23 protein-coding genes and 5 tRNA genes are annotated in these 24,465 nt (G+C 47.0%); 3 read left to right on the top strand and 25 right to left on the bottom strand.

The genetic code is table 11. From position 1 onward, the window contains the following. Positions 1–35: 35 nt before the first annotated feature. The 5 genes from MH144_RS09355 to MH144_RS09335 form a co-directional block, all read right to left on the bottom strand. The gene (locus MH144_RS09355) at positions 36–482 is read right to left on the bottom strand and encodes a hypothetical protein (protein ID WP_239299350.1); all 447 of its coding nucleotides are present in this window, start codon (positions 480–482) and stop codon (positions 36–38) included. Between the two features lie 87 nt (positions 483–569). Next, on the bottom strand, positions 570–1,076 hold the full coding sequence (locus MH144_RS09350; RefSeq protein WP_095289487.1) for a type 1 glutamine amidotransferase domain-containing protein: 507 nt from the start codon (positions 1,074–1,076) through the stop codon (positions 570–572). Positions 1,077–1,401: 325 nt separating this feature from the next. Next, positions 1,402–1,569 (bottom strand): hypothetical protein, encoded by a 168-nt coding sequence (locus MH144_RS09345; RefSeq protein ID WP_239299349.1) that lies wholly within the window; start codon positions 1,567–1,569, stop codon positions 1,402–1,404. A gap of 74 nt (positions 1,570–1,643) precedes the next feature. Next, positions 1,644–2,105, bottom strand: a complete 462-nt coding sequence (dtd, locus tag MH144_RS09340) for a D-aminoacyl-tRNA deacylase (RefSeq protein WP_095289486.1) — start codon at positions 2,103–2,105, stop codon at positions 1,644–1,646. 12 nt (positions 2,106–2,117) lie between these two features. Further along, positions 2,118–4,295, bottom strand: a complete 2,178-nt coding sequence (locus tag MH144_RS09335; RefSeq protein ID WP_239300523.1) for a RelA/SpoT family protein — start codon at positions 4,293–4,295, stop codon at positions 2,118–2,120. Between the two features lie 372 nt (positions 4,296–4,667). Between MH144_RS09335 and uraA the strand changes: the two genes are divergently transcribed. After that, positions 4,668–5,984 carry a uracil permease gene (gene uraA, locus MH144_RS09330; protein ID WP_239299348.1) on the top strand — a complete coding sequence of 439 codons (1,317 nt, stop codon included), beginning with the start codon at positions 4,668–4,670 and terminating at the stop codon, positions 5,982–5,984. A 183-nt stretch (positions 5,985–6,167) separates the two neighbouring features. Here uraA and MH144_RS09325 read toward each other — a convergent pair whose 3' ends face one another. From MH144_RS09325 to MH144_RS09300, 6 genes are all read right to left on the bottom strand, one after another. After that, entirely contained in the window at positions 6,168–6,680 is a 513-nt protein-coding gene (locus MH144_RS09325; RefSeq protein ID WP_095289483.1) for an adenine phosphoribosyltransferase, read from the bottom strand. 36 nt (positions 6,681–6,716) lie between these two features. Next, on the bottom strand, positions 6,717–9,125 hold the full coding sequence (gene recJ / locus MH144_RS09320; RefSeq protein ID WP_239299347.1) for a single-stranded-DNA-specific exonuclease RecJ: 2,409 nt from the start codon (positions 9,123–9,125) through the stop codon (positions 6,717–6,719). A gap of 40 nt (positions 9,126–9,165) precedes the next feature. Then, on the bottom strand, positions 9,166–10,131 hold the full coding sequence (locus MH144_RS09315; RefSeq protein WP_239299346.1) for a cation diffusion facilitator family transporter: 966 nt from the start codon (positions 10,129–10,131) through the stop codon (positions 9,166–9,168). 73 nt (positions 10,132–10,204) lie between these two features. Further along, on the bottom strand, positions 10,205–11,113 hold the full coding sequence (gene secF / locus MH144_RS09310) for a protein translocase subunit SecF (RefSeq protein WP_239299345.1): 909 nt from the start codon (positions 11,111–11,113) through the stop codon (positions 10,205–10,207). Beyond that, on the bottom strand, positions 11,103–12,353 hold the full coding sequence (gene secD / locus MH144_RS09305; protein WP_095359803.1) for a protein translocase subunit SecD: 1,251 nt from the start codon (positions 12,351–12,353) through the stop codon (positions 11,103–11,105). The genes secF and secD overlap by 11 nt, the downstream gene beginning before the upstream one ends. Positions 12,354–12,444: 91 nt before the next feature. Further along, positions 12,445–12,684 (bottom strand): post-transcriptional regulator, encoded by a 240-nt coding sequence (locus tag MH144_RS09300; protein WP_095289489.1) that lies wholly within the window; start codon positions 12,682–12,684, stop codon positions 12,445–12,447. A 227-nt stretch (positions 12,685–12,911) separates the two neighbouring features. On the opposite strand from MH144_RS09300, the gene spoVB reads away from it, so the two are divergent. Next, a complete protein-coding gene (gene spoVB / locus MH144_RS09295) occupies positions 12,912–14,522 on the top strand; it encodes a stage V sporulation protein B (RefSeq protein ID WP_239299343.1) in 1,611 nt (536 codons plus the stop codon). A gap of 11 nt (positions 14,523–14,533) precedes the next feature. On the opposite strand, the gene MH144_RS09290 is transcribed toward spoVB, so the two are convergent. Further along, entirely contained in the window at positions 14,534–15,274 is a 741-nt protein-coding gene (locus MH144_RS09290) for a YetF domain-containing protein (protein WP_239299341.1), read from the bottom strand. A 184-nt stretch (positions 15,275–15,458) separates the two neighbouring features. Here MH144_RS09290 and MH144_RS09285 point away from each other — a divergent pair, with 184 nt between their 5' ends. Further along, complete coding sequence (locus MH144_RS09285; RefSeq protein WP_095359806.1) at positions 15,459–15,851, top strand: TIGR04086 family membrane protein; 393 nt, start codon at positions 15,459–15,461, stop codon at positions 15,849–15,851. Positions 15,852–15,939: 88 nt separating this feature from the next. Here MH144_RS09285 and yajC read toward each other — a convergent pair whose 3' ends face one another. The 13 genes from yajC to MH144_RS09220 all read right to left on the bottom strand — a co-directional run bounded on the left by yajC (position 15,940) and on the right by MH144_RS09220 (position 24,427). Further along, entirely contained in the window at positions 15,940–16,254 is a 315-nt protein-coding gene (gene yajC / locus MH144_RS09280) for a preprotein translocase subunit YajC (RefSeq protein WP_239299339.1), read from the bottom strand. 65 nt (positions 16,255–16,319) lie between these two features. Next, a complete protein-coding gene (gene tgt, locus MH144_RS09275) occupies positions 16,320–17,456 on the bottom strand; it encodes a tRNA guanosine(34) transglycosylase Tgt (protein ID WP_095289474.1) in 1,137 nt (378 codons plus the stop codon). A 51-nt stretch (positions 17,457–17,507) separates the two neighbouring features. Further along, a complete protein-coding gene (gene queA / locus MH144_RS09270) occupies positions 17,508–18,536 on the bottom strand; it encodes a tRNA preQ1(34) S-adenosylmethionine ribosyltransferase-isomerase QueA (RefSeq protein ID WP_239299337.1) in 1,029 nt (342 codons plus the stop codon). A 7-nt stretch (positions 18,537–18,543) separates the two neighbouring features. Then, complete coding sequence (locus tag MH144_RS09265; RefSeq protein WP_275440050.1) at positions 18,544–20,646, bottom strand: SpoIID/LytB domain-containing protein; 2,103 nt, start codon at positions 20,644–20,646, stop codon at positions 18,544–18,546. Between the two features lie 75 nt (positions 20,647–20,721). Next, positions 20,722–21,732, bottom strand: a complete 1,011-nt coding sequence (gene ruvB, locus MH144_RS09260; RefSeq protein WP_110822920.1) for a Holliday junction branch migration DNA helicase RuvB — start codon at positions 21,730–21,732, stop codon at positions 20,722–20,724. Positions 21,733–21,788: 56 nt separating this feature from the next. After that, on the bottom strand, positions 21,789–22,403 hold the full coding sequence (ruvA, locus tag MH144_RS09255) for a Holliday junction branch migration protein RuvA (protein WP_095289470.1): 615 nt from the start codon (positions 22,401–22,403) through the stop codon (positions 21,789–21,791). Further along, on the bottom strand, positions 22,400–22,903 hold the full coding sequence (ruvC, locus tag MH144_RS09250) for a crossover junction endodeoxyribonuclease RuvC (protein WP_056701196.1): 504 nt from the start codon (positions 22,901–22,903) through the stop codon (positions 22,400–22,402). The genes ruvA and ruvC overlap by 4 nt, the downstream gene beginning before the upstream one ends. A 240-nt stretch (positions 22,904–23,143) precedes the next feature. Further along, positions 23,144–23,836, bottom strand: coding sequence for a BofC C-terminal domain-containing protein (locus MH144_RS30965; protein ID WP_239299333.1), 693 nt, complete (start codon positions 23,834–23,836; stop codon positions 23,144–23,146). A 157-nt stretch (positions 23,837–23,993) separates the two neighbouring features. Next, positions 23,994–24,067, bottom strand: a tRNA-Pro gene (locus MH144_RS09240). 8 nt (positions 24,068–24,075) lie between these two features. Further along, a tRNA-Leu gene (locus MH144_RS09235) sits at positions 24,076–24,154 on the bottom strand. Between the two features lie 15 nt (positions 24,155–24,169). Further along, a tRNA-Arg gene (locus MH144_RS09230) sits at positions 24,170–24,246 on the bottom strand. A gap of 8 nt (positions 24,247–24,254) precedes the next feature. After that, a tRNA-Gly gene (locus tag MH144_RS09225) sits at positions 24,255–24,329 on the bottom strand. Positions 24,330–24,349: 20 nt separating this feature from the next. Further along, a tRNA-Asp gene (locus MH144_RS09220) sits at positions 24,350–24,427 on the bottom strand. Positions 24,428–24,465 lie beyond the last annotated feature (38 nt).

Here is a 24,465-nt window from a genome sequence, read left to right as displayed (position 1 = left end):
TCAGGCGTCGCAGGGGCTCTTTTATGATCTACATGTTAATTCAATTCTTCCACATAGGCATTGTTGGAGCGAAGCTTATGAACAATTTCATCATAATCCTCGTCCTGGACTTTGGCTGACAAAACATAATGCAGATCATCATAATCTTCCGAGGAGACGTCCGCCGCTCTGAGCAGGTCACCATCCGTATTCACATTGTCGCGTACATCCCGGTCAGCATTACGATCCACATTACTAACCACTGGAACTACGTTTTCACTTGCAGGGACTCCAGGCGCTGTACCCACACCCATGGTTCCATTTGTACCTGCGCCACCCGCCGTATTATAAGGCACCAGCGGTAGCAAGATGCGTTTGTCTCTGCCAACCGCACTGTCCAGCTGTCCTACCTCCAAATGCTCGGTCCGAAACGTCTGAAGTGAAGTTCTAGCACCCTCCGCCTCATCTTCGGTTCGAAAATATGCCTGAATATGCTTTGCCATGTCAAACCCTCCTTTGTCGGAATAAATTACATCATGTATTGTGCAGATTAACTTGATAAACAAGTTAAATCGTTTACCCGTGACCGATTATATGACTTTTAACAGTTCACGAACAAATGCAGGCTCATCGGCTGGTGTTCTCGATGTAATGTAATTACCGTCCACTACAGCCTCATGATCCTTAAATTCAGCACCCGCATTGACCATATCATCCTTAAGTGGAGGATAGGACGTAATGGTTCGCCCTTTGAGCAGATCAGCGCTGGCCAGAATTTGCGGGCCATGGCAGATGGCTGCGATTGGCTTCTTCGCACTGTTAATCTCCGTTACAAACTTCAGAATGTTCGCATCCGTGCGCAGATTTTCAGGAGAAGATCCCCCTGGAATGACCACAGCGTCGTAATCTGATGCCGACACTTCTGCAATCGCCTTGTCTGAAGTATAGGAGGCCTTGCCGCCTTTACCTTTGAGCGTTTCTCCTGCCTTCAAACCGATGATTTCCACATCGTGTCCGGCTTTTTTCACCTCATCATATGGGACCTGCATTTCCGAATCTTCAAAATCGTTCGCCAATAAAAAAGCAACTTTACTCATAACGTATGTTCTCCTTTCCGTGTTCGAAAAATCTTTTCATATTCGGGTTTTGCAGAATTTTGTAATCTACAAATTCAGTAAATCCATGTACAAACCCTGAACCTCGGCACAATCATGTGCCTCGTGTTGTTATTACCCTAACTGCAGCTGTTTATAACAGCTTAAGCAATCGATCATTGAGTTTATTTCCAACACGGAAACGAAAACATCACATAAAAAAGCCCTGATCCGAGTATCGAATCAAGGCTTTCGGCTTTGCTGCTATACGAGTAAGCTTTCAACATATAAAAATGACTGCCTGCTTACAGCTTTTCTTTCATCATAACTAGGCACGCGGCAGGTGACTCTGTTCTCCCTTGTCCGAATCCTGGGTAGACCAGATTGTAGCCACACATTCAGAAGCTGCACGAGCTAATTTCAGTGACTCATACAGATTCCCTGGGATAAGCAGTGGTTCCGTACGGGAACGTGTTACCTTGGCAGATTGACGCATAGTGAGAGATACTCCTTTGATCAGCTTATGCTAGTGCTAGAACTATCCCTCATTATGGCCTGATCCCGGGTGAATTATGCACGTGCTTCCTGACGGAGCGGGCTCTCCAGCATTAAAGTCACGGGCCCCCAGTTGGTGAAGGACACATCCATCATGGCTCCGAATCTCCCCGTTTCCACCTGAATGCCTTTATCCCTCAATAGTTGATTAAAGGTCTCATATAACACCTCAGCGGCTTCTGGCCGGGCTGCAGCCGCAAAACTCGGGCGTTTCCCTTTGCGACAGTCGCCATATAGTGTAAATTGCGAGACCGAAAGGACTGCGCCACCCACATCCATTAGGCTAAGATTCATCTTTTCCTGATCATCCTCGAAAATTCGAAGTCCTGCCACCTTGTCTGCGAGATACACCGCATCTTTCTCCGTGTCTTCATGAGTAATACCTACGAGCAGCATGACCCCGGATTCAATCCGTCCCGTTATTTCGTCACCAACTGTAACCTGAGCCTCTTTGCAACGTTGTACAAGCACTCTCATCTGACAGGCTCCTTACTGCATAATCCGATGCACGGAATAGACATCTTTTACCCGTTTGATCCGTTCGACGACAGAATGCAGATGCTCTGTATTGCGGATCAGGATTGTAACGTGCACCAATGCTAATTTATTTTTGTCTGTCCGTCCGGTGACGGCAGATATATTTGTTTTACTTTCGGAAACGGCCTGAAGCACTTCATTGAGCAGTCCATTGCGATCATGTCCGGTAATCTCAATATCGACACTGTAGTTGGCCTCAATATTTTCTTCCCATTCCACCTCAATGACGCGTGCTGCTTCCTCTCCATCCCCGCTTGAAGGAATGTTCGGACAGTCGCTGCGGTGCACGGATACCCCACGACCGCGCGTAACGTAACCGATAATGTCATCACCCGGGACAGGATTACAACAGCGTGCAAAGCGAACGAGCAAGTTATCGATGCCTTTGACACGAATGCCGTTGGTAGGACGATTCTTGCGTTCAGGTGCAGGCTTCAGCTCCCGCATTTCGGAATTCAATTCGAGCAAGCTCGACTCTTCCTGTTCCTTGCGCAATTTCTCGGTTGCTTTGGTCACGATCTGTGCAGCAGTAATACCACCGAATCCAACCGCTGCAAGCATGTCATCAATATCGTTAAACGCGTATTTTTTGCATGCTTCCATCAATTTGTCATCCGTCATCCACGCAGAAGGATCCAGCCCCATACGTTTCAGCTCGCGTTCACAGCTTTCGCGGCCTTTTTCAACGTTTTCTTCGCGGCGTTCCTTCTTGAACCACTGCTTGATCTTGGCTCTCGCATGGGATGATTTCGCAATTTTGAGCCAATCCTGACTTGGACCATATGAATGTTTGGACGTCAGGATCTCAATGATATCTCCAGTCTTCAGATGGTAATCAAGTGGAACAATGCGACCGTTGACTTTGGCACCAATCGTACGGTTTCCCACTTCGGTATGAATTCTGTACGCAAAATCCAGCGGCACGGAGCCTGTAGGCAACTCGATGACTTCACCTTTTGGTGTAAATACAAATACCAAATCAGAGAAGAAATCCATCTTAAGGGATTCGACAAATTCAGATGCATCCTGCGCTTCATTTTGAAGCTCAAGGATCTCCCGGAAGAATGTAATTTTATCTTCAAAATTATTTCCGGTTGCTGCACCTTCCTTATAGGCCCAGTGGGCCGCAATCCCGAATTCGGCAGTACGATGCATATCCCATGTCCGAATCTGAACTTCAGTCGGCTCCCCATTCGGGCCAACCACCGTTGTATGAAGCGATTGGTACATGTTAGCCTTAGGCATTGCAATGTAATCCTTAAAACGCCCAGGCATCGGTTTCCATAATGTGTGTATAATGCCGAGGGTAGCATAACAATCTTTGATATTATCCACAATAATACGAATCGCAAGCAGATCGTAGATTTCATTAAACTGCTTGTTCTTCGTTGTCATTTTTTTGAACACACTGTAAATATGTTTCGGTCGACCAGACAGATCTGCCTGAATTCCCATCTCATCAAGCTTGGTCGTGATTCCGTCCATCACCGTATCGATGTACTGCTCACGTTCTGCACGCTTCTTGTGCATCAGATTTGCAATACGGTAGTATTGCTGCGGATTCAAATAACGGAGAGCAATGTCCTCCATTTCCCATTTGATCGCAGAGATACCCAAACGGTTGGCAATGGGACAGAAAATCTCCAGCGTCTCATAAGAAATTCTGCGCTGGCTTTCTTCCGATTGAAATTTGAGGGTCCGCATATTGTGCAGGCGGTCAGCCAATTTGATAACGATGACACGGATGTCCTGCGCCATGGCGATGAACATTTTACGATAGTTTTCGTTCTGCTGCTCTTCCTTGGAGCGGAACTGAATACGTTCCAGCTTCGTCAAGCCGTCAACAAGCATGGCACACGTATTGCCGAAGTGATTGCGGATTTCTTCAAGCGATACCGTAGTATCTTCTACAACATCATGAAGAAGCGCTGCAATAATGGAGATGGTGTCCATCTGCATGTTCACAACAATGTCGGCAACCGCAAGCGGATGCAGGATATACGGTTCTCCCGATTTACGCATCTGTCCATGGTGGGCCTGATCAGCAAATTCGTAAGCTTCACGTATGCGCACCAGATCGGGTTCTTTGATATAAGCTCCGGCCTTCTCGAGTAATTGCTCTATGCCCATTCTGATCTGTTCCGTGTCCTTTCTATACAAAATGGAACCCGTGACAAATGCATCAACACAGGTTCCCCGTAAAAGTAATTTCCTATAATTATGACGCTTCGCCCGTTTCCCGTCAACTGCTGACGAATAAGAGCGTATATCCAATTTTTTTAAAGAATTTATGACTGGTCCATCCATATCTCCCTAATCCGCTTAACGGGATTAAACCGTGCCTTTATCTTAAATATTATGGCCATTTATATACGAAATAGAATCAATATTTGCTAAAAAACGTACATTCGAAGCCAAATCGCAAAAAATGTTATTGCTTAATTAAGAGAAACTCTGTAATCTATTGAAGATTTGTGTTTCGGAAAAGGAGATGAATGTTCATTGCAACGCGAAATTCAGGTTAATCAGAAGATGCCACTAGGATCTGGCTCCCTGCTCAGTCTGCAGCATTTGTTTGCCATGTTTGGCAGCACAGTGCTTGTACCCAACCTGTTCGGGGTTGATCCAAGCATGATCCTGTTGATGAACGGTATCGGAACATTGCTTTACATATTGATGTGCAAAGGCAAAATACCAGCATACCTGGGTTCCAGCTTTGCTTTTATCGCGCCCGTTACATTTGTTATAGAATCGCATCCGGGTAACGGCTACTCCATGGCCCTCGGAGCATTTATTATAACAGGCATTGTATTCTGTCTTGTCGCTCTTATCATCAAATATGCCGGGACGGGCTGGATTAATGTTGTGTTCCCTCCGGCAGTCATGGGAGCTATCGTAGCCCTGATCGGTTTGGAACTCGTGCCTGTTGCAGCGGGCATGGCTGGGCTGATCAATTCTGACCCTGTGAACAACCCCAACTGGGTTCCTCAGGCCAAGCCTATTATTTTATCCATGGTTACTCTCGGTATCACTGTAATTGGAGCCGTAACCTTCCGTGGATTTCCCAAAATCATTCACATTCTGATCGGGATTGTATCCGGATATGTCCTTGGGTACTTTATGGATGCAGTCGAAACGGAAAAGATTGCAAGTGCTAATTTGATTTCCATGCCAACAGTCACGACGCCTACGTTTGACTGGTCCGTAATCTTCACCATTTTGCCCGTGGCTCTCGTTGTTATTGTAGAACACATCGGACATCTGCTCGTAACGAGCAGCATTGTAGGCAAGGATCTGTCCAAGGACCCTGGTCTCCATCGTTCCCTGCTCGGAAATGGGGTTTCCACTATTCTGTCCGGCTTTGTTGGATCCACGCCGAATACAACTTATGGTGAAAATATCGGTGTTATGGCACTTACAAGAGTCTATTCCACCTACGTCATTGGTGGCGCAGCGATCATTGCGATCGTGCTCTCGTTCTCAGGGACATTCTCGGCGCTTGTTGCCAACATACCAGTACCTGTTATGGGTGGTGTATCCCTGCTTCTGTTCGGGGTCATTGCAGCATCTGGTCTGCGTATTTTGGTCGAGCAAAAAGTAGACTTTGCCAAACCAACGAACCTCTTGCTGACAACACTTGTACTTGTGATTGGACTAAGTGGAACTGAGGTTTCCATCTATGGAGTACAATTGAAAGGGATGGCACTGGCTACCATTGTCGGTATCCTGCTGAGCCTGTTGTTCAAATTGTTCGAAGTACTCGGATGGTCTAATGACCAATCGGAGAAACAACCTCTGACGGAGAAAACCCCGGACTGATCCTTGCTGGATTATTTTCATCGCATTCCGGATGCTTTGCAAACATAAACACCAAAAAGCCTGCTTTCTCAATTCCCAGGAAATGAGAAAGCAGGCTTTTTAATAATCATTAATGCTGTATATTATTTCCCGGGAAACGGGAGATGCACTTTATAGTGGTGAGACAGCACGCATGCAGGGATCTTAGTAGTTCATCAACGTAAATACATCGATCTCCGGCAATTTGGCGCGTCCATTCAGGTCAGACAGCTCAATCAGGAATGCCGCACCTACAACTTTGCCTCCCAATTGTTCAATCAGGTTAACGGAAGTTGCAATCGTTCCACCTGTTGCCAGCAGATCGTCAGCAATCAGGACATTTTGTCCTTTTTCAATTGCATCGGTATGCATCGCAAGTGTATCCTTGCCATATTCGAGATCATAACCTACTTCAATCGTCTCTCCAGGCAGTTTTCCACTTTTTCGAATCGGAGCAAAGCCGACACCAAGAGCGTATGCCAGAGGGGCGCCCACAACGAAACCACGTGCTTCAGGTCCAGCAATGACATCAATTTTGAGATCAGAAACCATTACTTTCAGCTCATTGATCGCCTTGCGGTACATTTCTCCATCCTTCAACAATGTCGTAATGTCCTTGAAGCTGATTCCCGGTTGTGGAAAGTCAGGAATGACACGAATATACTCTTTAAAATCCAAAATAATCTCCTCCTAAAATAAATACACAACTTCCATCTAAGATACGCCCTTCATCCGGGATATCATCCATTGTGTCAGCTGCGGTGTAGATGCATCCAGCAGTACCTGTTCTGTCTCGGCCATGTTTTCCAGTGCCTGATAATGACGGGATGAAGCCAGATCGCGTTTGGGCGGGTTGTCCACAAACGATATTTTGCCATCCTTGCGGATGATGAACGATAATTCTTCAAACACATCCAGCATCATGGTAATCATACGCAGCGAACATCCACACTGACGACTGAGCACAGGAGTAATCTCTTGTTCCTCTACCGGTTCAGCTCTCCATTTCGACACCAGCATATAAATACGCTTGAAGAGGTCTCTGGAAGGCATCTGAAGGCGATCTCGGCGGTTGCCTGATCCGTGCAGAAGGATGATATTCTCGGCTCCGCTGAACATGGCCAGCATGGCATCAAGTTGTTCCGGGGTTTCCGGCGTATCAAACACAAATAACGTCCGGACCTGTTCCTGTCCATAATGCTGTGCAGCAGCATTATACGGAAATAACCCGACCTTTCTATCATATACCCAAAGGCACGGTTCATACAATGAATTTCCCTCAGAAACATGGATATCCTTCCGGACAATCGCACCTATTGAGCCTGACGTATACCTTAGATGTACTTCAAGTGAACCCAAGAACTGTTTCATCGCGTTCAGTGGATCGGCATTCCCACGCAAATCGAAGACTTGAGCGTGTGGAACATGGATGTCCTGAAGCATCAATTGCGGTTTGCGCATCCCGTTCCATTCATTGATGGACAATTCGCCCAATACATCAATAAGAGTACCCGCAGGTAAAAATTCTGCTAAAGCTCCCTTGCCAAAAGCAACGGTTTCGAGCTGCTGCCCGTCTTGTTCGAGAACCAGTTTCAGATGCCGTTTCTCCCTGCCCATCGTTCGTGTTTCTTTTACCATAACATTCCTCAAAACAAAACGAGGCGAAGGATTGCTCATGCCGAAAGGTTGAAGTCTGTCAATCTCCTGAATGACTTTCAGCGGCACGTCACTAATTGTACACTCGTCGTCTGCCAGTCGCTCAGGCATAAAGTCCGCTTCCGTCAGAACGTCGGCTGCAAACTCATTCAACCCCGACTCCAGCTCTTCAAGTTGATCCCGATGAAGAGTCATGCCAGCAGCTGCCGGATGTCCACCGTAGTGGTCCATTGTATGTTTACAAGCAGTTAGTGCCTCATAGATATCCAGACCATCAATGGAGCGGGCAGAGCCTTTGCATATCCCCGTCTCTGGGTCTATTCCCAAGATGAGCGTCGGACGATAATAGCGTTCCAGTATTTTGGAAGCCACGATGCCCACAACCCCCACATTCCAGCCTTCTCCCGCAAGAACGATCACATCGGGAACTTTACCGGAACGAAGCTGGATTTTTTGTTCCAACTGCGCGCTGGCTTCCTGGACTATGCCCTCGACAACCTGCTGCCGTTCCCGATTCAACAGATCGAGTTGACCTGCAAGCATATGAGCCTCATCCAGATTCTCGGTTGTAAGAAGCGAAACAGCTCTTCCTGCATGATCCAAACGACCACTGGCATTAATACGGGGAGCCATCGCAAAGGCAATGTTCACTGATGTAACCTGGCTTTGATCTACGTTACTAATCTCAAGCAGCGCACTTATGCCTGGCAGACGTGATCCCCGCATGGACTCAACGCCATAACTGACAATAACCCGGTTCTCTCCTTCAAGCGGCATGAGATCCGCGACGGTACCGATGGCAGCAATCTCCATCCATTCACCAGGTACCTCACCGATTAGGGCTTGTGCCAGTTTCAAGGCTACTCCGGCACCGGCCAAGCCTTTGAAAGGATAGGGACAATCAGGAAGTTTGGGATTAATCAAAGCAAACGCTTCTGGAAGAATCTCAGGCGGTTCATGATGGTCTGTTACGATGACTTCCATCCCGAGTGTTGCTGCATATGCAATTTGATCCACCGCGCTGATTCCTGTATCGACCGTTATAATTAGCGAAACCCCTTGCTGATGGGCCCAGTCCAGCGCATGATTGTGCAATCCATAGCCTTCATTGGACCGATGAGGGATGTAGATATCATAGGATGCCCCAAGATGCCGCATTAAATGGATCATCAGAGAAGTACTGGACACACCATCTGCATCGTAATCTCCGTAAATTAAGATATGTTCACCACGCTCGAGCGCAAGTCGGATACGCGGTACAGCTTCATTCATGCCCCGAAGCAGATAAGGATCATGCATCTGCCCCAGATCGGGATGAAGAAACCGCTCTGCCTCAGTTTCATTATGGACTCCCCGGCTAACCAGCAAACGTCCAACAAGTGCTGAAACGGAAAGCGCCTGCGAGAGTCCCGCAGCCGCCTCCAAATCGATATTCGGTGTGTTCCACCGGTATTGCGAATAAAGCAATGATAACGCTCCTTTCCTGATCTACGGGACCCGCGCTTCATTACTGAATTAATGTCGCTTCATGATCGGGCAGTTCATGATTGGATTTGTAAGGATATCCCGGATCATAAGGGATAGCCTGGATCTGTACTTCTTTTACATGACTAAAACGGGTTAACAGTAATGTCTTGGCCCGATTGGCAATTTCCTGTGCTTCCAGCACCGAAATTCTCGGATTCACACTAATGACCAGTTCAACGGTTACAGCATGTTCCTGTTCCCGGGCAGTCAGATGTTCAATCGTAATAACACCATAAACCCGTTGTACCGTTTCCTTGAAATCCATGGCCTCCTCCTGTTCCAGTTCCTGAACGAGCGAGCCATAGACGGTATCTACAATCATACGGTAACCCTTGTGAAGCACGAAGCAGGAAGCAATGAGTGCAGCCGCTGGGTCCATATACAGCAAAACATGAATCCCCATCGTTTCACCAGCCATTGAACCTGCAATGCCTACGAGTACGGTAAGCGAACAATATAACGCACGACGATGTTCCTGAGCATAGGACAGTGCCTGCGACTGATTGCGCCGGCGGTAATATCGATATTGAAATTGGAAAATAGCTTCTCTCACGGCAAGTGCAGCAAAAGCTGCGATAAGTGCATGATCGTATTTAGCCGATTCGCCAGGCTCATCCCCAGTCAATCCGGTCAGAGCAGAGATCGCAATCTGAAGGCCTCCCATAAGTATTAGGACGGACAGCAGCACCGTAATCCCAGGCCTCGCCATGCGCGAATGCTCTCTGGCCTTTTCCCGGCGTACTGTGTTCCTATCCTGTACAGACTTCGAGGGGAAGAGACCTGCCAGTGAGGAAGCAGCTTCCGAGGCAGAATACAGACCATCCGCAAGCAACGATTTGCTGTTCGCCATATAACCGACGCCAGCCTTGATCACTGCAAGTGTCATATTCCCGGCAATACCACTCCACGTTGCCGCTTGAGCAGCTGGAATACGTTCTCTGGTCATGGAAATTCCCCCTTCATTCTGTACCTAAAGTTGCAAAACCGCGCCTGACAGACGCGGCTTGCAAATAAGATGTTTAGTTGGATGCTTTGGCTGCCGTTTTCGGCTTGTCCACTTGTTTTCCTTTGAGAACCAGCCACAGTGGTGCAGCGATGAAGATGGATGAATATGCACCAAACAGTGTCCCGATTACCATCGCAAGCGAGAACATGCGAATGGACTCTCCACCGAAGATAAACAAACAGATGGATGCTGCAAACACTGTAAATGTCGTGTTCAATGAGCGCGTCATCGTTTGAGCCAAACTGCGGTTAACCACTTCACGCAAGTCTGCTTTTGTTGTTTTCTTGGCGAAACGAAGGTTCTCCCGAATACGGTCAAAAATAACAATGGTATCGTTAATGGAGAAACCGACAATCGTCAGTACAGCGGTAATAAAGGTCAGATCCACTTCCAAACGGAAGATGGAGAACACACTAATGACGACAAATGCATCATGGAAGAGCGCAATAACGGCCGCCAGTCCAAAACGCCACTCGAAACGAATCGCAACATAGATCATGATTCCGATACTTGCGATAAGGACCGCATAGATTGCGTTACGTTCGAGTTCTTTGGCCATTTCCGGATCTACGGTATTGACTTCATAAGAAGCCTCCGGGTCCAGCTTGGTGAATTCCTCTTTGAACTTGCTCTCTTGTGTCTCATCCAATACGTTGGAGAAACGAACGTTAACTCGGTCGGCACCTGGCGTAATATTTACGTCGCCTTCATTGACACCAAGGTCTTCGATAATCGGAGTAACCTGTTCTGAGGTAATCGCCTTGGAAACGGTAATGTCCACATTCGAACCTGAGCGGAAATCAACCGCATAATTTAATCCAAGGGAGAACAAACTGATAATCCCTGCCAAAGTCAAAATAATGGAGAACGTATAGGCAATTTTACTGCCTTTAATGTAATCATGGTTCCAATTAAAGCGCACGAATTTCACTCTCCTTCACTCCGAAGTACTTAGGCTTCTTCAACACGTTAGCCCGCACAAGCAGGGTCAACAGGAAGCGGGAGAAGAAAATATTCGTGATAATGCTGGTGACGATGTCAAAAATCAACACGAGCGCGAAACCTTTGACTGCGCCTGTACCCAGGAAAAACATAACGGCCGCAGCAATGATGGTTGTGATATTGGAATCGATAATAGTACGGAAGGAATGCTTGCTTCCCGCCTTAACTGAAGACAAAATCGATTTACCACTCCGCATTTCTTCCTTAATCCGCTCGTACGTAATGATGTTGGCGTCAACCGCCATCCCTATACCTAGGATAAATGCTGCGATACCCGGAAGGGTAAGCACAAATTCTCCCATATAGAAGATCGCTAGTACCAGCCACGTATGTGTGATCAAGGCAAAGCTTGCGATGATCCCCGGAATGCGATACAGCCCAATCATGAACACTAAAATAATAACGGAACCGATCAAGCCCGCTTTAATCGTTTGGTCGAGAGACAATTTACCCAGCGTTGCTCCAACGCTTTGCGAGTATTTCTCTGTAAGTTTCAGAGGAAGTGCACCCAGGTTAATGGTGTCACGCAGCTGATTCGCTTCCTCACGTGTGTAATTGCCTGTAATCTGTGCCGAACCGTCAGTCAATTGCTGTTGTACGGTTGGGGCAGACAGCAACTGATCATCCAGATAGATGGCAAGAGGTTGTCCGATGAGACGTTTGGTAACTTCCGAGAACTTCGCTTTATCTTTGACCTGGATATCAATCATTGGTTCATTCAGCTGATTGAAAGTCACTTTTGCGCCGTTCTCAACAAATTCATTTCCTCGAAGCTCAATCTTCGTATACTCGCCTTCCTTGTCATTCTCTCCTTTACTACGGAAAGTCAGGACGGCAGGTTCTTTCATTTTGGCTCTTACTTCTTCCTCGTCCGTAACGCCAGCCAATTTCAAACGAATCCGGTTGGTTCCTTCTGTAGTTACTTCCGGCTCGCTTGTTCCGAGCGCATTGGCACGGCTCTCCAGACTTCTTGCAGTTTGTACCAAAGAAGCTTTGGTAACTTGCTGCCCTTGTTCCAGCGGCTCTGCTTCATATAAGATCTCGTAGCCTCCCTTTAAATCGAGGCCCAAGCGAATATTTTTGAGCAGGCCCGGACTTGTGCCCAACATGACTCCTGTGGTCACAAGCACGACCAGAATGAAACTGACAATTCTCTTCATGCCGTTCCTAGATCCCCCTTCATTCTCAATATTCCTATTATAGCGATGCCGTAAAAAGCAGTCAATTTCCAACACAAAAAGATCCCTTTCGTTAGAAAGAGGACCCCCGGTATGCAGAAACGGTCATAAAGTTCATAAAGCTTGTTGCTTTCAGTGACAAAATGTCGTTCACCAGTTGGTGAAGCGGTGGAATGCCCTGTTTTTCATATTTATGACTAACGCAATTCCAGACATCTTTGCTGGTCACATATTCGTACCCGACAAGCCTTAATTCCTCCGCCTTGCTGCGACATAACATCTCAATGGATTCTTCCAGCTCCATATCGTTCATTTCTTCCAAGCGGGGAGCGCCTCCCTTCTTACGCACAAGCCTTTATGCGGCATCAATATTACATGATTCGACTTCATACATTCAGATTCCTGCTTGCCCAATCTGGATCTTTTTGTTAATAGAGTCCAAGTTGTCATGAGAAGACAGTGGACTGGCATAGGATGAAGAACAACGGCTTTGTCCCGTTTACGAGACCTGTTACTTTCAACCGGGAAAGAGGGGTAGTTTTGAAGAAACAGACATTTATCCAGGGAGCCATGATCCTGCTAGCCGCAGGCATAATTAATCGCATTCTCGGCTTTATCCCCCGTATTGCGCTGCCTCGCGTGATCGGAGCTGAAGGGGTTGGTTTGTATCAGCTGAGCTATCCTTTCTTCATCGTACTCGTCACATTAATTACCGGAGGCATCCCGCTTGCCGTTGCCAAACTCGTTGCTGAAGCTGATACAGGCGCCAACCGCTATTCTCCCCAGCGCATATTACAGATTAGTCTAAGCTTCACCTTGACCTTGGGCGTTGTTTTCATGTTTCTATGCATTGTCTTTGCCCCGTGGGTTACACGTTATGTTCTGACGGATGAGAGGGTGTATCATACGTTTGTAAGCATGAGTCCGATGATTGCGATCATAGCTGTATCCGCGGTGTATCGCGGGTATTTTCAGGGCAAGCAGAATATGATTCCTACTGCCGCTTCCTCCATTACGGAAACCATTGTACGGATTATATGCGTGATTTGGTTTTCCTGGCTGCTTCTCCCACAAGGTATTGCTCAGGCAGCTGCAGGAGCCATGCTCGGAGCACTCGTCGGTGAATTTGTCGGCATGCTTGTACTGCTATGGAATTATAACAGACATAAAAAGGATCCTGAGCGCTCCAATCATCTGATACCACCGAATGCAAATGTTCCTTCACCCACAATACCCGTTGATGCGAATGCTTCACAAACAGGATTGATCAGGCGCCTCTTAGCCATCTCTGTTCCCGTAACAGCAGGCCGACTTGTAGGCTCACTTTCCTACCTTGCTGAAACCATCGTCACCGCTCAGAGTCTGGCTCTTGCAGGTATATCCCGCGGACTGGCAACCGCACAATATGGTGCGTTACAAGGCATGATCATTCCGCTGCTGCTGCTGCCGGGTGCACTGACTTCATCACTTGCCACATCACTTGTTCCCTCCCTGTCTGAAGCTTCCGCGCAGGGTGATCGCGCCCTCATCCATAAACGAATGCATCAGGCACTGCGGCTTGCACTCGTCACAGGTGCCCCTTTTTCTGTTTTTATGTATGTGCTTGCCGAACCGATGTGTTTAGTACTGTATAATGATGCATCGATTGGAAGCATGCTTAAACTTATGGCTCCTTTTGCTCTGTTTATCTACATTCAGGCACCTCTTCAAGCTGCTCTACAGGCACTCGATCGTCCAGGAAAAGCTCTCCTCAATACATTTATCGGTGCGGTAATCAAAATTACTTTGATTTTGCTGCTTGCATCCAAACCCGAATACGGCATTTTCGGTGCAGTGATTGCTATCTGTGTGAACTCAACTGTGGTTACTCTATTACATGCCAGAAGTGTGCGCAATTTACTTCAGTTCCGGTTCAAAATGATGGATTGGGTCAAAACAGCAACTGGCATGGTCATCATGGGAGCAGCAACTCTTTTGGTTTACGAACATACGGCTATTTTGCTGCCCTTCTGGCTAAGAATGATTCTTGCCCCTGCTGCTGGTCTCATTGTTTATTTTATTGTGATGGGCATGACCCGCATGATTGACTTTCATGATCTCTCCCGAATGCCGATCATTGGTTCCTGGTTCCAACGGCGTTCTCGGAAATAAGGAGGCTATCGCTATTTTTTATCATCCTTCAAGCTTACGAATACTTTGCCATTATGGTCGATGGAGCATATAAACACATCCTTGAAATCGAGCACACCCTTCTGTTGAATCTGATTCTTCAGCCAAAAACGTGTTTTCTGAATCAGCTCCAGATTTTGATCTTGGACTTTACCATCCATAATTAACGGCAGGGGAAGACCCTCGTATTTAATATTTTGAAAGCCATCGACCTTGTCCTGCCTAGGCTTTTTCATGTTATTTTGCGATGAACTGTTTCCTTGACCAGAAGAAGAGTTGTTCATGGGGATAACGGTTAGCTTCCCGGTCGTTTCCAAAATGGCAAATTCGACTTCTCCAATACTGTCGATATTCTGTTCACGCAACTGCAGCAGCAGGTCATCCAAATTATATCGTTGTTTACGCATTTCATCACGATGGAGTGTGCCCTTGGAGATGAGTACCGTCGGTTTTCCATCAATCATGAGTCGTAAGCGACGGCTCTTGAGACTTAGAAAGGCCATGCCAATCTGGACAACAAGTACGGTCACCATGGGCACAATGCCGTGAGACAACGGTTTATCCGTATCCTCTATGACAAATGCCGCTATCTCAGCAAGCATAATGGACACAACCAGATCGAACATGGACAGCTTGCCTATTTCCCTTTTCCCCATAACCCGAATGGCTCCATAGACGATAAAATACATGAGAATCGTTCGAAAAATATGCGCTCCTATATCCGAAAAATTCATAACATGGTCCCTCCTTCACATCTGATTTACAAAACAGATACCTGAAGCGTAATCCCTATTTTGACCTGAACCAGGTATGCCCATGCGAATCTTGATTGTTCATTTAATGGAAAATTCAGTTCATAACTCGTGAGGCTTGACCATACAATGTAATAATTTCAAACTTGTACAAGGGGGTTGCTTCATGCAGCTGATTCGCCGAGTGATTTCGTTTCGAATGTCCAATCCGATATTATCGGGCCTCTGCCACGCATTTGTATGGATGTTACTGGGAGCGTTAATCCTCTCCCTCTTTCTCTGGATGAGCAGCATGCGGGAGCAAGAACTTTCGCTTTACACGTATGTCGTTCATGGCTTGTCTTTGCTGGTTGGAGGATTTGTAGCGGGAAAACGGTCTGGCGAAAAAGGCTGGTACCATGGAGGGCTAACCGGCATCATTTATGGACTGATCGTATTGCTTATAGGTTTCCTCGCTTTGGATGCTTCATTCAATTGGAAAGACAGTCTGCAGCTTGCAAGCGCATTTTTGATTTCTGCACTCGGAGGAATTTTCGGAGTGAATACACACAGATCGTAGAAGTTTGACTCATTGACCATACAGAGAAAAAGAAAAAGAGAACCGGATCTCCTAAGAGATCCGGTTCTCTGCAACAAACTACAATAATCTATTCAACAGCGGTTTCACGACTCACTGCACTGCTGATCGCATTACGGTCGAATGTAAGCTTGGTTACATCGTTTACACGAAGTACAACAACATCGTCCGTAATTTCAGCGATTGTACCGTGAAGGCCACCGATCGTTACAATTTTATCGCCCTTTTTCAACTGGTTCAGCATCGCATTGCGCTGCTTTTGCTTTTTGTTCTGTGGACGAATCATCAAGAAGTAGAAAATCGCAACCATGAGTACCAAAGGTACAATCAATGATACAATTCCACCGCCTGCGTTGGCTGCTGTTAAAGGCATTACCTGGAACATTCAAAACTCCCCCTTATCGACTATACTTACAGATACTGCGTGTTTCTCCGGTTCTGCAAAACCTATCAGAAACCTTTGTCATTGTCATGAAGACCATATTGATCGAAAAATTCATCACGGAAATCAAGCAAACGATCTTCCATTATGGCTTTGCGCACATTGCGCATCAAATTCTGCAAGAAATGAAGATTATGAATGGTCGTCAAACGCAAGCCAAATGTTTCATCCGCTTTGATCAAATGACGCAAGTAAGCTCTGGAGTAGTTACGACAAGTATAGCAATCGCATTCAGGATCCAGTGGACCAAAATCTGTTGCAAACTTGGCGTTACGAACAACGAGTCGTCCCTGGCTTGTCATTGTTGTTCCGTTACGGGCAATCCGGGTAGGCAGTACACAGTCGAACATGTCCACTCCACGAATCGATCCCTCAATCAATGCATCGGGCGAACCTACTCCCATCAAATAACGTGGTTTATTGGAAGGTAACAGGGGTACTGTGTAATCCAATACACCATACATCAAATGTTTCGGCTCTCCAACACTCAGTCCACCAATAGCATACCCCGGGAAATCCATGGAAGTCAAATCTGCGGCGCTCTGACGGCGCAAATCTTCGTGCATGCCTCCCTGTACGATAGCAAACAGGCCTTGATCATGCGGACGAGCATGACTTTCGAGGCAACGTTCCGCCCAGCGGCTCGTTCTCTCGAGTGATTTTTTTACATATTCATATTCAGCCGGATACGGAGGACATTCATCAAATGCCATCATAATATCGGAGCCGAGTGCGTTCTGAACTTCCATGGCCACCTCAGGTGAAAGGAACTTCTTATCCCCATTCAGGTGGGAACGGAAGTGAACGCCTTCTTCTGTAATTTTGCGCATCTCACTGAGGGAAAACACCTGAAATCCGCCGCTGTCCGTCAGAATTGGCCGATCCCAGTTCATGAACTTGTGCAGACCGCCAGCCTGGCGAACAATCTCATGTCCTGGTCTGAGGAACAGGTGATAGGTATTGCTCAGAATAATCTGTGCATCCATCTCCTTCAACTCTTCAGGGCTCATCGTTTTTACAGTCGCCTGCGTACCAACAGGCATAAAGGTTGGTGTCTCGATAATACCATGCGGTGTATGTACACGTCCCAGACGCGCACCGGATTGTTTACATGTTTTGATATGTTCATACGTAATTGCTGCCATTGGTTTTAATCATCCTCTAAAATTAATCGTTAGCCTCGGTATGCCTGTGAATCAATAGATTAACATGGCATCGCCAAAACTGAAAAAGCGGTATTTCTCTTGAATCGCCTGCTCATATGCATGCATGATATGTTCTCTGCCTGCAAGTGCACTAACTAGCATAACAAGTGTCGATTTCGGCAAATGAAAGTTTGTAAGCATGCCATCAATAACTTTGAAGGTGTAACCTGGGTAGATAAAGATTTTGGTCCAGCCGCTGCTTTCCTGAAGCACACCGTCTTCGAACTTGCTTCCTACAGTTTCAAGCGTTCGACAGCTCGTCGTACCTACTGCAAATACACGGTTACCACGTCTCTTCGTTTCATTAATCAGGTCCGCCGTTTCCTGAGACATGGAGTAATATTCTTCGTGCATCTCATGATCTTCCACAACATCAACAGACATTGGGCGGAACGTTCCGAGTCCAACATGAAGCGTAATGAAAGTAACATTGACTCCTTTGGCACGGATCTGATCCAGCAGCTCATCCGTAAAATGCAGCCCAGCCGTTGGGGCCGCTGCGGATCCTTCATGCTTTGCATATACCGTCTGGTATCTTTCGCGATCATCCAGAGTCTCTTTGATATAAGGAGGCAATGGCATCTCGCCCAAGCGATCCAGGATCTCCTGGAAGATTCCATTATAGGAGAATGTGAGCGTCCGTGCGCCCATTTCTCCCTCTTCATCAATGATAGCCTTAAGCTCATCACCGAATACAATAACGGATCCGGCTTTCAGCCTCTTCCCTGGTTTGACAAGAGCTTCCCAGCGGTCTCCTTCCACATTTTTCAGCAGGAGTACCTCTGCTTTGGCTCCGGTATCTTCTTTTGTACCAAACAGTCGTGCTGGCAATACCCGTGTGTCATTCAGTACCAATGTGTCGCCAGACTCTAGAAAATTGATGATATCCGGGAACGAGCGATGGTTAACCTCACCGTTCTCCTTGTTTAAAGTCAGCAACCGCGATGCCGTACGATCCAGCAAAGGTGTCTGTGCAATCAGCTGCTCTGGTAATTCAAAATCATATAAGTTCACATTCATTTTCAATTCATTCCTTAACAATAGTCGCATTTTGATAATAGTGTTTCAATATTGTCTGGTAATCATACCCTTCATCTGCCATACCTTTGGCTCCCCATTGTGACAAGCCCAATCCATGACCATTACCCTGACCGATAAACATGAAGGTTTGACCCTGGGTTACTGCTCTGGCTTGACCATCACCGCTCATAACGACAAGAGCATTACCCGATGAGGTTCCCGTTCCAGAAGCGGACAACACAGCAGCACCATTTGAGCCGGTTTTGCTTGAGGTTTGCCCGTCAGCGCCTAATACAGTATAACTTCCGGTCCCTGCAATATCAAATAAAGTACTCGGCAATCCTCCAAGTGCAGAACGATATGTATCTGCATATTTGACTGTCAAAGGTTGTCCATTTGCACTCACTTCAAGAGCTCTTCCTGAAGGTCCACGCTTTGTGACTTCCAAGGTTGAGATGGATGCCGGAACGGTGGTCGTTGTTTTTCCTTGTAATGCTTTAACCAACGCTGCGGAGGTAAATGGTCCTCTTACCCACGCGTAATCATTGGATTGAGCCACTTTCGCCAAAACAACAGCCTCGGTGCCCGGGTTCATTTTGGCCACCGGTTCAACCGTGGACTGAATCAGTGGAATGGGACGTACATTGGTGTTTTGGGCAGTGACGGTTATTTTGGACAAGCCCGCCTCTGTTTTAGTTGTCAATTCTTTCACATTATCCTCACGGATATATCCACTAACCCCTGAACTTAGCAGCACATGGTACCATGTATGTAAACCCGCCTGAGCTGATGCATCCCCAGGGCTGTCCACATTACTGAATACCCCTGCACCCCCGTTCCATACTTCGGACGGATGTGCCGTTTCGCCGCCAGCATTGGAAGAGAACACAGCCTCAACGATTTTACCGCCGCTTTTGATGACTTCACCAGCTGTTGCGTCTACGGCGCTTGTTACTTTATCGTTCTCCGAGCCTATTCCGTTATACGCTTGGCTGAGTGTCGTATCCACAACATTGGCGATTTTGAAACGTTCTCCCTGTTGAAGCGCGTAAGAGCGAGCTGCGACAGCCTGAACTTTCAGAGCCTCTGCCGGCCAAGAGGAATAGACTTCAGCTCCTACAACCGAGTATAAATACTGCTCTAGCGGAACAACGTTGACCAAAGCTAAATCTCCGCCTACAATACTAACTTCCATGTCTCCCCGGTATGTCCGCTCTGAGCGCTCCAACACTTTAATCCCACTTCCATCACCCTGCACATAAGCTTTTGCTTCACTGCCTGCAATCGTGTAATGGGGAGCAGTTTTCAGCGTGTCTGTGCTGAGACCCGCATCCTGTCGAATGATGAGCACATTACTGTCAGATACAGGTGTTAAGCTCACGCCCGGTGCCTTGACTTCCACCGTTTTTTTCAATGTTGCTAGTTCGGCATCCGTTACGGCTTCCCCAACCCATACTGAATATCCTTGAGACCCGCCACTGAGCTGCAATACGGTAAAGGCATTGATTCCAGCGGCTAAGAGCGATCCCTGTGCAGCCTCAGCTTCCTGAAGCGAACTATAGCTCCCTGCTGACAAATGTTTGTTTCCAGTTACCACCGGTTTTTGACCGCCAAGCCCAGCTGCTGCCACCTTTTGCACTCGTGCAACGGCTTGAGTAGCCAAAGCTTCTGTCGCATAATTTCCTGTGTATAGTTGATATGTGGCCTTACCGCTCAGCGTCGTAGTGAACAGCAATGGTTTATCACTGGTCGCCTGCAGCAATTTTGCTGCTGCTGCTGTAGTCTTGAAGTCTCCGGTTTCCAGCACTTTCACGCGGAAGCCATCTGCACTGAAGCGAATTTGACCAGCAGGAAGTGTTACTCCCGCCCCACCCTCTGATCCAATACTCCACTTACCGGTTGATTCCAGTGTAATGAGAGGTGTTGTTGACTTATATGTGCTCCCCAGATTCGCAAACATGGCTACCCGAATCATCTGCCCGTTGCTCTCTGCAGCAAAAGCGGGCACTTGCAGACATCCCACTGTTAAGAGAGCAGCAGCGAGTACCTTTAACCGCCGACTCCACTTCTTCTTTTGTAATGCTTTCCCCACGTTTAAACTCCTCTCCATGCTGTTTCTACACGTTATATCGGGAAGTTTCCGTAAAAACTTCAATTTGTTTTTTAAGAACTACAAAAACCCGGTTTACTTTCCGTCCTTCGGTGGTATAGGCAAACCAAGATGATGGTAAGCCAGATCCGTAACAACTCTGCCTCTTGGTGTACGCTGAATCATACCGATTTGCAGAAGATAAGGTTCATAGACATCCTCAATCGTCTGACTCTCTTCACCAATAGTAGCTGCAATCGTGTCCAGACCAACAGGTCCTCCGCGGAAACTGTTAATCATGGATGTAAGCATCTTGTGATCGATCTCGTCCAAGCCGCGCGGGTCAATCTGAAGCCGTTTCAATGCTTCTTCAGCCAGTGCCTGAGTAATGATTCCATCACCCCTTACCTGGGCAAAGTCACGTACCCGTTTTAGCAAACGATTGGCAATTCGCGGTGTCCCGCGGGAGCGCAGAGCAATCTCTTCTGCAGCATCACCAACAATTTCGACGCCCAAAATCTCTGTAGATCGTGAGACGATATAAGCGAGCTCATCCACGGTATAAAACTCCAGCCGACTGATTACACCAAACCGGTCTCGAAGTGGTGCAGACAGCAATCCAGCGCGCGTTGTAGCCCCGATCAGGGTGAATGGTGGAAGATCCAATCGAACGGAACGGGCACTTGGACCTTTTCCGATCATAATATCAAGGGCAGAGTCCTCCATAGCTGGATACATTACTTCTTCAACGGTACGATGCAGACGATGAATTTCGTCAATAAACAGGACATCGCCTTCCTGTAGATTCGTCAGCAACGCAGCCAGATCACCCGGTCGTTCAATTGCCGGTCCCGATGTGGTACGCAAGTTTACGCCCAATTCGTTGGCAACGATATTGGCAAGAGTCGTTTTACCAAGCCCAGGCGGACCGTAAAGCAACACATGATCCAATGCTTCATTGCGTAATTTGGCAGCTTCAATATATACTTTCAAATTTTCCTTGACCTTGTTTTGTCCGATATATTCATTCAGATACCGGGGACGAAGACTCAGTTCAACATTCTGATCCTCCATCATCAGGTTGGCGGAAATAATCCGGTCATCCATGTTCATCCCTACCTTTTTTTGTGCGGGCTACTGCTATAATATATATGCAAATTTAACTATCCCGTAAACAGCATTTGCAGCGCACGTTTCATCAACACATCAACAGAATCAGCCGATGTAACATCCTTCTTCAATTTCAGCCATACTTTATCGAGCTCACTGTCTGTATAACCGAGAGCCTTCAAACCGTCACGAGCCTCATCCCAGGCCGAACCACTTCCCGCTTCCTCAGAAGGTGGGGCAAACAAACCTGTAGCATAAGCCGCTGCGCCGAAGCCATCCAGCTTGTCTTTCAAATCCAAAATCATGCGTTGTGCTGTCTTTTTGCCGATACCCGGCAACTTCGTCAGGAAAGTCAGGTTCTCCTGATAGATCGCTGTAACGACATGGTCTGGCGTACCTCCTGCCAATATACCCAGTGCCACCTTCGGTCCGATTCCGGACACTTCAATCAGTTTGCGGAACAAACGCTGTTCTTCCCGTGTAACAAACCCAAACAGCAGCATCGCGTCTTCACGCACATGATGATGGGTATACACCGTGATCTCGCCTTCCTGCTTCGCAAACGCAAACGGATTTGGACAAAATACACGGTATCCCACGCCATGAACATCAAGCACAATATATTCATTCTCTACATGTACGAACTGTCCTCTTAGAAAATCAATCATTTTCGCAATACCTCATTCAACTTGGAATTTAATGTATATGAGTGCGCGTGACATACAGCCACAGCTAGAGCATCCGCTACGTCATCCGGCTTCGGTATAGCCTGCAAACGCAAAAACATTTTGACCATTTCCTGCACCTGCCGTTTCTCTGCCTTACCGTATCCTACAATCGCCTGTTTGATCTGCATTGGGGTATACTCCGCTATAGGCAGTCCCTTCTGAGCAGCAGCAAGCACCATAACGCCTCTTGCCTGACTGACAGACATCGCTGTAGTTACATTCCTATTAAAGAAAAGTTTCTCCAGTGCTACTGCATCTGGTTTGTATTTATCGATCAACTGCACCATGCCTTCATACACGTGAAGCAACCGTTCTTCTTCCGGTGTATGAGCTTCAGTCTGAATGCAGCCATATTGTACGGGTACCACCTTGCTACCGATCTTATCCACAAATCCAAAACCGACAATTGCAATCCCCGGGTCAATTCCCAAAAAACGCAAAACCATCTCTCCCTTACAATAAAGCGAACATATGTATCGTTCATTTCATTATAACAAAAGATAGACCCTGCGACAGGAAAAACTTTGTCTATTCTCGGTAGTGCATGGTTCGGCATAATACTTGCTTTTCTACACGATGTGCTTCTACTTGTCGACTCGTTATTTTTACTACGACAAAAAGGACATCTTTCGATGCCCCAGGATTGACCTCTCGGTATGACCACTTTGGTAGCTATCCAATCATCCACCATTTCGAAGCTCTTCTTTATGTGGCCCATCAATGGCATAATCGCTAAACGTCGAGATCACGCTATTATATTCATCTTTGTCTTGTACACGGATACCTTGCTGTAGCTGCTCCAGTACCCCTTCAGGCAGAGAACTCTCCATCGATCCAACGTCCATTTGAAAAAAAGTACGAATTACTTTTTCTTCTGCAGGTCGGCCTTCGTAAAGGTTAAGATTACCTATTGCATCCACACTTATATACGCCTGTTCCTTGCATAGTGGTGAAAGATCATCTACTTGTTTCTTAATTTGCAATGTATCCGTAGACACTACCTCAGCCTCCCACTCCGGATGCTGCTGAAGTAACACTTTTAATTGAGGTATGCCCATTTTCCCCAATTGTTCCGTTTCAATTCCGCAAATATAATGCGTCTCCATAACCACAGAAGTTAAACGATCCGTCTCGGAACCGAGCTGTCCCACTATGCTTTGTACCTCTTCTTTGGAACGTTCTTCCGTGACTGGAGCCATAGCTGTAGCGGCCTCACTGAAGTTAGTGGTTAACAACCGCTCAATATGAGATGATATCGACAACCCGCTGTATGCCAAGATAGTAATAGCCACCAATGAGGCTGCCATCCATGCCGTTCGTTTCCACCGCCGCCATCGTCTTTTAAACTGCTTTCTGAATTTGAACGTGTTCACATGAACCCCTTCTATCACTTTTTTTAAACCTAGTGTGACCGAAAGGATTATGCTTTATGCAAAATTAACCCAATGTGCAGAGCCAAAGTACTTTACTCATTATTTTAGAAAAACATAAAAATGGACTATCTATAGTAAGATAGTCCATTTCTTAAGATCGGGATGACACGATTTGAACATGCGACCCCCTGGTCCCAAACCAGGTGCTCTACCAAGCTGAGCTACATCCCGTTATGTTATACCGGCGAGAGGACTCGAACCTCCACGGTTTCCCACTCGATTTTGAGTCGAGCGCGTCTGCCATTCCGCCACGCCGGCAAATAAGTTTTATAATGGCGCGCCCTGAGAGATTCGAACTCCCGGCCTTTTGATTCGTAGTCAAACGCTCTATCCAGCTGAGCTAAGGGCGCAAAATAATTGGAGCGGACGACGGGAATCGAACCCGCGACCCTCGCCTTGGCAAGGCGATGCTCTACCGCTGAGCCACGTCCGCATGCGGTATTAAATATTAAATGGCGGAACCGACGGGATTCGAACCCGCGATCTCCTGCGTGACAGGCAGGCATGTTAGGCCAACTACACCACGGTTCCAGATCACTTTCTGTTAGGAAAGTATAATTGCGGGGGCA

It is taken from the genome of Paenibacillus sp. ACRRY (genome assembly GCF_022346995.1).
Lineage (GTDB): Bacteria > Bacillota > Bacilli > Paenibacillales > Paenibacillaceae > Paenibacillus.
The sequence above is the reverse complement of the archived record's forward strand: the minus strand, read 5'-3'. Positions and strand labels throughout refer to the sequence as shown.